This window comes from Microbispora sp. ZYX-F-249 (assembly GCF_039649665.1).
GTDB lineage: Bacteria > Actinomycetota > Actinomycetes > Streptosporangiales > Streptosporangiaceae > Microbispora > Microbispora maris.
The window spans coordinates 26,331-38,666 of sequence record NZ_JBDJAW010000055.1; the positions used below are offsets into that span (position 1 = coordinate 26,331).

7 protein-coding genes and 1 pseudogene are annotated in these 12,336 nt (G+C 69.0%); all 8 read left to right on the forward strand.

What is annotated here, in order from left to right; translation table 11 throughout:
* Positions 1 to 99 precede the first annotated feature (99 nt).
* Complete coding sequence (locus AAH991_RS36420) at positions 100 to 612, forward strand: hypothetical protein (protein WP_346230500.1); 513 nt, start codon at positions 100 to 102, stop codon at positions 610 to 612.
* Positions 613 to 870: 258 nt separating this feature from the next.
* Positions 871 to 2,004 carry a hypothetical protein gene (locus AAH991_RS36425; protein ID WP_346230501.1) on the forward strand — a complete coding sequence of 378 codons (1,134 nt, stop codon included), beginning with the start codon at positions 871 to 873 and terminating at the stop codon, positions 2,002 to 2,004.
* Positions 2,005 to 2,054: 50 nt separating this feature from the next.
* The gene (locus tag AAH991_RS36430; protein ID WP_346230502.1) at positions 2,055 to 2,318 is read left to right on the forward strand and encodes a hypothetical protein; all 264 of its coding nucleotides are present in this window, start codon (positions 2,055 to 2,057) and stop codon (positions 2,316 to 2,318) included.
* A 269-nt stretch (positions 2,319 to 2,587) separates the two neighbouring features.
* Positions 2,588 to 2,854 (forward strand): hypothetical protein, encoded by a 267-nt coding sequence (locus AAH991_RS36435; RefSeq protein ID WP_346230503.1) that lies wholly within the window; start codon positions 2,588 to 2,590, stop codon positions 2,852 to 2,854.
* A gap of 763 nt (positions 2,855 to 3,617) precedes the next feature.
* Complete coding sequence (locus tag AAH991_RS36440; protein ID WP_346230504.1) at positions 3,618 to 4,004, forward strand: effector-associated constant component EACC1; 387 nt, start codon at positions 3,618 to 3,620, stop codon at positions 4,002 to 4,004.
* 46 nt (positions 4,005 to 4,050) lie between these two features.
* Positions 4,051 to 8,406: a caspase, EACC1-associated type gene (locus tag AAH991_RS36445; RefSeq protein WP_346230505.1), complete on the forward strand. Its 4,356-nt coding sequence runs from the start codon at positions 4,051 to 4,053 to the stop codon at positions 8,404 to 8,406.
* A gap of 170 nt (positions 8,407 to 8,576) precedes the next feature.
* The gene (locus AAH991_RS36450) at positions 8,577 to 8,975 is read left to right on the forward strand and encodes a hypothetical protein (protein ID WP_346230506.1); all 399 of its coding nucleotides are present in this window, start codon (positions 8,577 to 8,579) and stop codon (positions 8,973 to 8,975) included.
* Between the two features lie 1,691 nt (positions 8,976 to 10,666).
* A pseudogene (locus AAH991_RS36455) lies at positions 10,667 to 12,336 on the forward strand (hypothetical protein); the annotation flags it as partial.

The following is a 12,336-nucleotide window of genomic DNA, read 5'->3' on the forward strand; positions in this document are numbered from 1 at the left end:
GAAAATCACAGCCGTCTTGCTCGCCTCGCGAACCAGGTTCCGGTAGAACTGATCCGAATTACATGGGTGGTAGTAGCACGGGCGGGAGAAGGAGCTGAGATGCCGCAGCCGCACAGGGGGAAGAGGACGCCGCAGACGATCCGCTTCCCGGGATCCCTGGACGCTGAGATCAAGCGCCGCATGCCGGCCGAAGGCTGGAAGGATTTCGGGGACTACGTCGTCGCCCTCCTGTGCCGGGAGCACGGCATCGACATTCCGTCCTACCTGACGCTTCCGAGCGTGTCGATGACGGCACCCGGCATCCCCGGCATCCCCGGCATCGCCGACCTGGTGGCTGCCGAACCAAGATCCGATGTCGCGGCGCAACCGGACGCAACGGAGCGCAGAGCACAGACGATCCGCTTCCCCGAGCCTCTACACGCCGAGATCAAGCGGCGGCTGAAGACCGAAGGCTGGAAGAACTTCGACGCCTATGTGGTCGCCTTCCTCTGCCGGAAGCACGGCATAGAAGTTCCCGCATACGTCGCGGTACCGAGCGCGGCACCGCAGCGGGCGCCGATCCCCGGCCTGGAACTGGTCCCTGCCGCGACGAAGACGGGAGTGGCGGCCTAACCCTAGGGCGGCCGCACGGAAGGAGACAGTGAAGGAGAACAGATAACGCCGCAGGTCGGCGTACTCCTCACAAAAGCAGAGAGCCCCGCGCTGATTGGCCTGAGAAACCTTGCGCGGAGCCCTCTCCCATAGAGCAGACATCCCGGCCCGGCCCGAGTCGGCTGGCCAGCTTTCGCGCGCCTGGCCGGGTGTCCGTGACGTCTGGAGCCCAGAATAGAACACGGGTCACCGGGTCGGCCAGTCACGCCCGTTTTCGGCGTGTCCGACCCCTTCTTGAACGTTGCCCGGGAACGGCTTGACTCTTCCGAGCCGATCCCCGCGCATCTGGTGTGCGCACGATCGAGGGCCGAATGGCACCGCGCCGTGGAGTCACACCCCGACACGGCCTCGCGACGCGCCGACTGGCGGCGCGGCCTGATGGCCGTCGTATGGCAGCTCGCCACGCGCACCGGCCGGAACATGGTCACCGCCCCGAAGAAGGGCGCGACGTGGGCGGTCATGGCCGCAGAGGCCGGAGTGTCACGCTCGACGCTGGCCGACCGCCTGGCGTGGCTGCTCGAGCGAGGGCTGCTCGTGCGCGTCACACCCGGCACCACACCGCGGTTCCGCCCGGGCACCTTGCGCGGCGCGCTCGACGACGGCCGCGGCAACGAGGCCGCCACCTACGTACTGACAGTGCCGGCCGACCTGGCGCAGGCCCTGGACGAGGACGACCAGGGCGACGGCGAGGAGTTTCGCGCCCGCGCTTCCGCCCCCACTGTGGACGACTGGCGAGACGCTCCCTGGCCTGCGGAAACACTGCCTGTGGAGCTAACTCGGACCCCCAAGCCTCACGTGGTTGATGTAGGTGAAGAAACTTTCCCAGACGTGCGCGCGCGCGAGACGCCCGCTCCCGCGGCGCCCGTGGCTGCCTGGCCAGCCGCCGCAACGCCGGGCACCAAGGCGGAGATGCTGGCGGCGTGCGAGCGGCTGCGAGCCGAGGACCCGATCCTGCGGAAGATGTCCGCACGGCACCTGCGGTCGCTGCTGCGTAGGCTGTTCCAGCTCGGTGCCACCGTCGACGACGTGCGCCACGTCCTGCACCACCAACCGGGCGGCGGAGCGTGGCCGCTGGCGGCGGCACCGCGCTTCGTGCCGGGCTGGGTCCGGTGGCGGGTCCATGCATGGCTCACCCCGGATTCCTCTCCAGACGGCGAAGGCATCCGGTTGTCCAGCCCGCTGCCGTCGCAGGTCCGCGAGGCGTACCGGAGACGGATCCGTTGTGAGCAGACCGCGCGGACGACCGCGCTCGCGGAAGCGCGGACGTGCCGAGGGGACGCGGCTGCCGGGGCAGCCCTCGCCCGGCAACACCTGATGGCAGCTCTGTCACGGGCCCCGCAACGTGCAGCGTGAGCCGCTTGCCGAGAAAGGCGATGGTCAGGTGTGTGGTGTGGAGTGACCCTGTGGACATCGGTGGCGACCTCGATGACCGGCGGGGCAGGATGGCGGGCGTGGGGATGAGCGCCGACGATCTTCTGGCCGAATGGCTGGTGAACATGACGCGGGAGCAGCGGCAGCGTCGGTTTTGGGGGTTTCGAAAAATTTCCGGCTCGTCGCGAGAGGCGCCAAGTGACGGCACCGAGCAGATTCCCGAGCGAGAACCGCAGGTAGTGCCATCGACAGACCGGGCCCGTCAGGCTGGCGAACCGTCCGGTTATACAGGCTGAGGCTAAGCAGGTCGGCGATCTGGACACGGTCACGCTCCGACCGATCGAGGCCATGGTGTCACAAACAACAGATCATCTAGCCAGAGTGGCACCCGCTACACGAGCGGATCCGTCGCGCCGGTCCTGGGACCTGACATGACCGGCGACACGGTATCGGTCTTGATCGGAGGCGTACCAGGGATCACAACTCTCGTGCCGTCAGCGGCAAACCCTTGGCGCCGCACAACCGTCCTCTCACCGGTCAATGTCCCCCAACCACGGGAGAGCTGATGCTCCGTCGTGTCCTCGTCGCGGGTGCGCTCGTCGCCTCCGCCCTCGTCGCCCTCGCGGCTCCGGCCGGTGCCACAGCTGTCGGCTCGGCCAGTGCGGCGGCGAGCTGCTACAAGCGGGTCGGCAACCACTGGAACTGCATCACCCCCGGTGCTTACTGCCCGGCGACAGCGCACGGGAAGTACGGGTACGCCAAGGTCACCAGCAAGCGGTACCGGTGCTCGTACTACACGAGCGACCGACGGTGGCACTGGAAGCGGGCGTAGAGACGACGAGGGGGTGCGCGGGGGCGGGCGTAGGGGATGTCGGGCAAGCACGAAGCGGCTCGCCCGATTTTCCGAGGGCCTACTGGTTATGGGGTGTGCAACTGCAACCCCCGTCTACGGGCAGCGCGTGACGGTGGTCGCGCTGGAGGTCGTGACGCTGCGCGAGCACCTGGAGCGAGGCGGGCCGCGATAGCACACCGCAGCGCCGCGCGGGAGATCTCGGTCGCCACCGACTCAGATGCCCCGTGCGTCGAGGGGCGGCGGACGCTCCAGTTCAGACTCGGCAACGCGTACATGTCCAAGGTGCACGCCGCGCTGGTGGCCGCGGCAGTCGCCCCGTTCATGCGGGTCTCCGGGCTCGTCGACCTGGTTGCCGCGCTGATGCACCCGACGTTGTGCCGCGCCCGCCCGCCCCGGCCCCCGGCAGCGGAGCCAGAGGCCCCGCACACGGACGGCATTCCGGTAAGGAGGTCGGCGCGGTCACCGCCCGCTCCGAAGACTGGCCCCTTCCAGCGGTCGCCCGCGATGCCGATGGCGCCTCTCGCCATCGGCATCGTCGCATCTGCCCCGTCCGCAACAGACAACCTCGCTGTAACGGCCGCCAAGCCGGTCCGGATATCCACTCAGACAATGCGACCAACACGACGAGGAATCGCTTTTACAGGTATTTGAGCGACTCTGGCGCACATCCGCCGAGCGGAGCATGTGAGATCACGCTCGGCTGAGACGCGTCCGGGAATTCATGAACCCATGGGGTGTCGTCTTGCACGTATTGGTGGCCATAGCAGCCGAGGACCGTTCGGACCAGATTCGTGACCTCTACTCATGGCTCAGTGACGAGCCCGAGCTGCGTGGACGCGTTCGCATCAGGGAAGTCGCCGGGCCACCCGGCGCCCTCGGTCCGATGGCGGACGGTCTGCAGGTCGCGCTCGGTGCGGGAGGGGCGGTGGCGTCGCTGGCGAGCGTGCTGATCGCGTGGTTGAGAACCCGTGGTGGTGAGATCGGCGTGACCCTGACCAGAGGCGAAGGCGAGACCCGGGTGGAGGTGACGGCCAAGGGCGTGAAGGCATTGGATCTCGCCGGAACGCAGGCGCTGACCGCGCATCTCGTCCGAGCGTTGAAGGACGCCGGTGCCGATGACGACGACTAGGCATCCTCCTCTGTTGCTTGCCTCACCGGGCGCTGAGGTTCTGCTCGTGGGATCGGGCACCTATGCAGCCGGGTCCCGATTGACCCATGTTCCCTCCGTTGCGGCAACGGTCGGCGATCTCGCGGCCTGCCTTGTCGATCGTGCTGGACTGGATCCGTCCAACCTCTCGACGCTGATCGATCCCGCCGATCCGGCAGAGTTTGGGACCGCCCTCGTCCGGGCAGCGCAGCGGGCGCGAGATGTCCTTGTCGTCTATTACGTGGGCCACGGCCTGGTCAGTGCGCGCAACGAACTTCATCTGGCGACGCGTTCCACTATCGATTTGACCCAGGGGATTGCAAGCCACCAGGCTGTGCCGTACTCGATCGTGCGTGAGGTCTTAGCCGATTGCCCGGCGCAGTTGGTGCTCGTCGTCCTTGATTGCTGTTTCTCCGGACGCGCGCAGGGGAGCACCGTGCGCGCGGACGTCGACGAAGCCTTCGACACCGCTCAGCGGGGAATGTACGTGCTCACCTCCACGAGCAGGGACGAGGCGGCCTGGGCGCCGGAGGGTCAGCGACACACTGCCTTCTCCGGTGCCCTCATCACCCTGCTCATGGCGGGGGATCCCGCCGCGCCGCCGTTGTTGACTTTGGATCACTTATACCGGTCACTGGCCCGCACGCTTACGGAACGCGGTCTTCCGCGACCTCGGCGCCAGGCAGCCGACTACGCCGACCAGCAGCCGCTGGTCTCCAACGCCGCCTATCGGAACGTTCCAAAGCCGGTGCGGCGTAGCCAGGAGGGGACAGGGGATTTCAGCCCTTACCGGGGTTTGGCCGCCTTCGGCCCGGAGGATGCCGACTTCTTCTTCGGGCGTACGAACCTCACCGCGAGCTTGATCCGCCGGGTGCTGCACGCACCGTCACGCACAGGGCCACTTATCGTGATCGGACCGTCGGGGTCGGGAAAGTCTTCACTGCTGCGCGCTGGTCTCATCCCCTCGCTGTCTCGAGCATCAGGCCGAGGCGAACCCGGCGCCGGTTTCATGGTCTTCACTCCGGGTGACGACCCTGTTGGCGTGCTCGCGGCACGGTTCTCCAGTATCGCCGGCCTGCCTCGGGAACACCTACGGGGACAGATCGAAGCCGATCCCGCTGCCCTGAGACGAATTCTTGCTCATCGGCGCCCCAAAGCGGTGCGCCCGATCATCATCATCGATCAGTTCGAGGAGATCTTCACCGCGTGCCCGGACGAGAACCAGCGCCGGATCTTCATCCGGGCACTGCAGGAGGCGTCCTGCGATCTCGCCCGCCCCGCGCCTGCAGTGGTCGTCCTCGCGGTCCGAGCGGATTTCTACGCGCACTGCACGGATCACCCGGAGCTCCTGGCTGCCCTTGACCACCCCGTGGTCGTTGGCCCGATGACCACGGCGCAGCTCCGCGAAGCCATCGAAAGCCCGGCCGCGCTCGCCGGGCTCGCCCTTCAGGACGGCTTGGTGGATCTCCTCCTCGACGACCTCGGGACCGGAGCGCAAGCGGCAGGCGCTGCCGGAGGCGTTCTGCCGCTGCTGTCCCACGCCCTGCTCGCTACCTGGCACCAGCGCGAGGGCCGGACGCTGACCCTGGCCGGATACCGCGCAAGCGGCGGAATCGCGCGATCGCTCGCGCAGACCGCCGATGCTGTGCTGGCAGGTCTCGACCCAGCGAGCCGCCACACCGCGCGATGGCTCCTACCCCGCCTCATCCGGGTTGGCGAAGACACGCAGGACACCAGAAGGAGAGTGCCGCTCGCCGACCTGATCCCGTCGGCCGGTGCACCGGACCATCCCGACGTCCGGCAGATCCTCGACCACTTCGTCCGGGCCCGTCTGGTCACAGTGGACGAGGACGCGGTGGAGATTACACACGAGGCCCTTATCCGCGGCTGGCCCCAGTTGCGCTCCTGGGTCGAAGCCGATCGCGCCACCCTGCTGGCACTGCAGCAGCTCGATGGCGATGCCGGCACGTGGCTCCGGCATGGTCGCGACGCTGCCTTCCTTTACCAGGGCACTCGTCTCGACGCCGCCGTCGAGGCAGCCAGGCGCTGGGAGGCTGGCCACTCACGACGCGAGTTCGCGCTCAATGAGGTGCAACGGGCGTTCCTCGGCGCGAGTTTGAAGCAGACCGCCCGCCGCAATCGCCTGCGCGCAGTGATCACGGCGAGCCTCGTGACACTCCTGATCATCGCCCTGGCGGCGGCGGGTCTCGCCGAAGCTCGACGACGTACGGCGAACGAGCAGACCGCCGTAGCCGAGGCGCAGCGTGACCTCGCCCTCGCCCCCCTCGTCGCCGCGCGAGCGGACAGCCTGCGCCATACCGATCCTGTCAGGGCCATGCTGCTGAGCGTCGCCTCATGGCGGATCGCCCACGTCCCGGCTGCCCAAGGCAGCCTCTACGCGGCGCTGGACCAGGTGGAGCGATCGGTCGTCACCATCCCCGCCAACGCTGCCGGGTACGAGTTCCGGCGCAACGCCACGACAGTGGTCGCGTTCGGCGCCAGCGGCGGCGGCATCTGGGACGCCGCCTCGGGCAGGCGAGTGCGAACGCTCGACATCCCCGATTCGGGCATCGCGACGCCGGCAGGCCGGGCGTCGGCGACGGGGGTGTCTTTCAATACCTTCGCGCTCAGCCCGGACGGCCGCACACTGGCACTCGTCACCAAGAAGGGTCGTGTGCGGCTCTACGACGCCGGATCAGGCCGACGAGTCGGCGAGGAGTTCGGGTCGGAGATCAAGTCAGTGCGGTTCAGCCAAAAGGGGAAGTGGCTAATTGTCGACAAGGGTCAGGTCGAGCCCTACGACTACGTGCTCGAAGCATGGGACGTGGCGAGGCAGGCCCTGATCCACCATGCGGAATCGAGCCGGAGGCTATTCGCGGTCAGTCCGGACGATCGCCTCGCGGCTTACATGGGCTTGAACCAAGACACTGTCGTTTGGGACCTGATGGCCGGAAGAAGGCTCTTCACCTTGGGAAAGGAATCGTTCAGCACCGAGACGGACACCGAAACCCTGGGCATCGCCTTCAGCCCGGACGGTCGATACTTGGCCCTTGGACGTGACCACGGCGGCGGACCCCGGCTGTGGGACCTCGCGGACGGCAGCATCGTCCAGGACCAGAACGGCAACGACACCTACGACGGAGGCAGTGTCCAAACGCTGCGTTTCAGTTCCGACGGGCGCTTCCTCGCGGGATTCGATAGTGAGAGGTCATTACACATCTGGCGCACGTACGACCATCTTCCGCTCTTGGTCTACCGGCCCGCGTACGAGAACATCTTCGATTTCGGATTTGACGCCGACGCCGGGTCGCTCCGGCTCCTGGCGGACGGGGGAGCCGTACTGACGCTGGGCCTCCGGACACTCACTCATCCGCTGAAGGTTCAGGGCGCGTACATGAACGGTGACGGGTCGGTCCTGCTTTCCGAGAACGGCACCGCGACCAAGCTGCTGGACCCCCGCACTCTCAAGGCCATGGGGAGCGTGCCGGCCGGTTTCGACAGCCTCGAGGTTGGGCCACGCGGGCGGACGATCGCCGTGCAGAGAGGCGCTCGCCTCACCATTGTCAGCGCGGCCGGCGAGGTCACCGTGACGCTGCCCGGCCGCCCCCCCGAGGGCGATTGGAACAATTTCCTCTACGGAATGACGATCAGTCCCGACGGGACCATGCTGGCAGTGATGGGCGAGTTCGGGAACGACTCGGGCCGCCAGACGGTGCTGCTTTATGACGTCGCATCCGGGCGCCTGCTGCACACGGCCAAAATCGATGCCGGCACCAGTTCGGCCGGGCTCATGGCGTTTCAGCCGGGGGGACGTCTTCTGGCGCTGAGCACCTTCCCCGGACGCGTCCTCGACTTACGGTCGGGGAAGCTGCTGCCCGGCCGGTTCGGCCCGGAATCGGATCGGATGCTCGACCTAGCGTTCAGTCCCGACGGCAAACTGATCGCCACCGGCGGTGTGGATGGACGGGTGACCTTCTGGGACGCGAACACTTTGACAAAAACCGGTTTGAGCCTGCCCGGTCACACGGGCGGCGTCAACTCGCTCGAGTTCTCCACCAAGGGTGGGCTGCTCGCCGTCTCCGCTGTCGACGGCGTACGCATCTGGGACACCGCGACCCGGCGGCAACTTGGGCCCGTGCTGACCACCCTCGGCGGCTTAATGTCCGCCCTCGACAGGGACATGACCTTCGCCCCCGATGGGTCGGCCCTCTACACGACGGGACGGGACGATAGGGAAGAAGCCTGGTTCTCGGACTTTCCCACCGACCCCGAGCGAGCCGTTGCGGCGCTGTGCGCCCGGGTGCGCACCACTCTAACCCGCGCGGAGTGGGGCCGCCTCATCCCGGAAGCCCCCTACCGCGACGTGTGCCCGGCACGGGCCTGAAACCGGTGTGCTCGAAGGCGCACGCACGTCGGCGGCTGAACCGATGGCATGATCGGCGAAGAGCCGCTGCTTCGGTCCTCGGGCGGCATCTCGGCCGCCCGAAGCGTAAGTGAGCGGGCGAAGGCCCAGACGCGCCCCCGCAGCAGCCGCCGGCCGACCCGCTAGCCGCAATGGTCGCCGAGCTCGGGCCGGGTGCGCTCGCCGCCCTGCTCGCCGACGACGACGAGACGGCCGATCCGTACGCCCTCGCTGACATGCTGCCCTCTCACCTGGCCCGGTCGGTGCGGCCCCTACTCAACCAGCTCGGCGCCCGGCAGCAGCACCCGCCGGCGGGCCGCACCCCCGGTCCCGTCCTGGCCGTTCGACATGCGGGCGATCGTCGAGCAGGCGGTTCGCGCGCTCGGCGTGACGCCGAATACGTTGCGCGGCTGGTGCAGGACCGGGCAGCTCGCCGGGCCGAGCTGGTGCGCCGTGAATCGCGTATCCCGCGGCAGACGATTTGGGCCGCCGCGGCGAGGTCGGCGAGCGGCCCGCAGGCCGCCGCCCTGGTCATGGACATAGACCAGTGACCGGGTCCGCGACCGGGCCGAGCCCGCCGAGCGGGTCGAGCAGGCCGCCGCCGCCGACCTGGCCCGTACGCCGTCGTCGTTCGATTCCGTCGAGGTGACCCAGCTGGTCGAGCAGGCGCAGCGCGCGGTCGCCGAGGACCTGCGCCGCCCCTGACCCTGCGAGCCGCCGCAGACGACCCGGAACTCCTATAGCTACGGCGAGCCACAAAGTAGCGGTGGGTTACCTATTGAGTTCGGTTCGTAGTGATTTCAAGTGACACATACCGACCGTTTGCGGGATGCTCCAGGAGAGGTGCGTCCCACCGCAGGGACGGCGATTGCCCCGCTGGAAGGGAAGGACCACAAATCAGGGAGAGGAAGAACCGCTTTCCCTCGGCACCGCGAACCGTACACCGTAATCTCGACAGTGACGGGCCTCCTACCTGCCCAGGCGTCCAAGCGTGGCCGGTAGGAGGCCCGGCGCCCTATCCGGGCGCCCTAGTGATCGCCGAACCAGAAGACCCACACCAGCCAGGCGGCGAATCTGACGGCCGCCAACACCAGGCGGACCTTCTGGAAGCGATCACCCTCACGACGGGTCGGCTCCATGCCGTTTCAGTCCCTTCTCCACCGGGCCATCCGGCGGCGCCGGCCGTACGCCCCCGAGGGGAAGCGGACCCGGCAGTGCAGCAACCCGACACGCAGATGCTGCCCTACCCGACGGCAGCGCGTCCCGGATCGTCTCAGAATGTGGACGGCCTATCAGCTGATCTGTGCGGCACAGGTCGAGAGCCGGCGGCACTCGTGCTGAGCAAGCCAGCACGCCGCCCAGACTGTCGGGCGGCCGCGCTATCGCCCTCCCGGACAGCGGGCCCCCGACCGCCTCAAAGGATGTTGGAGAGGGGGAAGCGCCTCACGCTCGGGCTGATCCTTGGAACCGGGCCCCGCTCGGGCGCCGCCTCGTCGACGGCTGTTCGAACGCCGTTCGAATGCCTGGCGATCGGGAGTCCCAAGCGGGCCGCCGGCGGTCCTGCCACCCCCGGTGTTCTGTACGAGATCAAGGGCGTCCGCCCTTAAGGGCGGACGCTCGCGCGCCTGACCGGTGCGCCCCTGGCTACAGCTCTGCGGCCGGTCCGGGGCGACACCGGCCGCACGCTCTATCCGATGTCGCCGGTCTCATGCATGCTCGGCGGGTGTCGGGGAGGAGGCCGCGTCTGCTGCCGGGGCGTGGCTGCGGGGTCGGCGGGGGCGGGTGGCGGTCCAGCCGATCAGGGCGGTGGCCAGGTTGAGTGCGCTGACGGCCAGCGGGACCCAGGCGGTGAGCTGCTGCATGACGGAGGGTCTCCCTTCGAGGGGGTTTGGGTGGCCGGTGCCACCCCGGTGAAGACATGGCAGCTGGGGTGGTCGGGGTCCGGCAGCAGATTCGGAGCAGGCGGACAAATCCCCGGGCACGCCCGCCCAAGATGAGACAAGCTGACCTGGTGAGGGATGGTGCATGGCGGTTCGGGGATCGGGGGTCCGGAGCTGTCCGGTACCCGGGCCGGACCCTCGCACCCACCTATCCGCCCATTACGCCGCAGGAGCGCCCGCAGATGCCTGTCCACCCCCCGACCGGTTCCCCGATTCCCGCCGGCCAGCCTGACCACCAACCGAACGGTGAGGGTGAAGCGGGACGGCACTCAGATGGCCCGGCAGGAGGTCACGCTCCCGTGATGAGTCCGGACAGCGTGCACGGCTTGGGGCAGTTCACGGCCGCACTGGGGGCGCTGCGGGCCGGGCGCTCGTACGGAGATCTGGATCGGGCGGTCCGGCCGGAGAAGTTGCCGTCCAGCACCCTCAGCGATCTGCTGACCAAGGGGCGGTGCACGGTGGAGACGCTGGAGTTGTTCCTGCGGGCCTGCGCGGTGCCGCGACCGGAGTGGGAAGCATGGCGGCAGGCGCGTGAGCGGGCCCTATCGCCGGCGCCGCCGAGGCTGCCCGGGCTGGTACGGGTCGCGGCGGCGCGTCCGCGGCGGCTGGGCGTGCACGCCCCGATCGACGCCCCCGGAGCCGTGGGGGAACTTCCCGTCTACGTGCCGCGGGACACCGACACCGGCTCGGAGGGAGTGCGGGCCCTGATCGGGCGGGCGGCCGAACACGGCGGCCTGGTCGTGATCGTCGGAGGGTCGTCAGTGGGCAAGACCCGCTGCGCCTACGAGGCCCTCCGTGCGGTGGTGCCGACCTGGTGGCTGCTGTACCCCACCGGACCCGAGCAAGTCCGCCAGGCCGCCGAGCAGGCCCCACCCCACCTAGTGGTGTGGCTGGACGAACTGCAGAACCACCTGGGCGGCCCCACCGGACTGGACGCCGGCACCGTACGGGCGTTGCTGCAGGCTGGAGCAGTGCTGGTGGCCACCATCTGGCCCGACCGCTACCACGCCTTTACCGCTCTGCCTCAGCCCGGTCAGGCGGACCCCTACGCGGCCGAGCGGGAGCTGCTGGGCCTGGCCGACGTCGTGCACCTGGACGCCGACTTCACCCCCGCCGAGCGGGAACGAGCGCGTGCAGCGGCCGAGGCGGGGGACGCCCGTATCGCTCTGGCGCTGGAGTCGGCCGACTACGGGCTGACGCAGGTGATCGCCGCCGCGCCACACCTGATCGCCCGCTGGCAGGGGGCCGGCCCGTATGCCGCCGCGGTGCTTAACGCCGCGATCGACGCCACCCGCCTGGGCGTGCGCTCCCCGCTTAGCGCTGAGCTGTTGCGGGCGGCCGCCCCCGGTTACTGCACCTCCCACCAACGGGCCGCCGCCCCTGCGAACTGGTTCGAGGCAGCCATGGCCTACGCCACGGAAACCCTGCACGGCGCCACCGCCGCCCTCGCCCCTGTTGCTACGGACACCATGCAGATGGGTCAGGCCGCCGGCTACCAGGTCGCCGACTACCTCCAACAGCACGCCGGAGCCCGGCGCCGCATGGTTAAGTTGCCGGCCAGCTGCTGGCAAGCCCTCTGTGACCACCCCACGCAGCCCGATGACCAGTACCGCGCCGGAAGCGCCGCCATGAACCGGCTGCTCTACCGGTACGCCGAACCCCTCCTCCGCGATGCTGCCGACGCCGGCAACGGGTCGGCCGCACGCCGGTTGGCCGAGCTGCTGGTCGAGCAGGGGCGGGTGGAGGAGGCGCTGGCGGTGCTGCGGGCGCGGGCCGACGCCGACGATGAGTGGGCCGCGCGCCGGTTGGTCGACTTGCTGGTGGAGCAGGGGCGGGTGGAGGAGCTGTGGATGCGGGCCGACGCCGGCGACGGGTGGGCCGCGCGCCGGTTGGCCGAGCTGCTGGCCGAGCAGGGGCGGGTGGAGGAGGCGCTGGCGGTGCTGCGGGCGCGGGCCGACGCCGGCGATGAGTG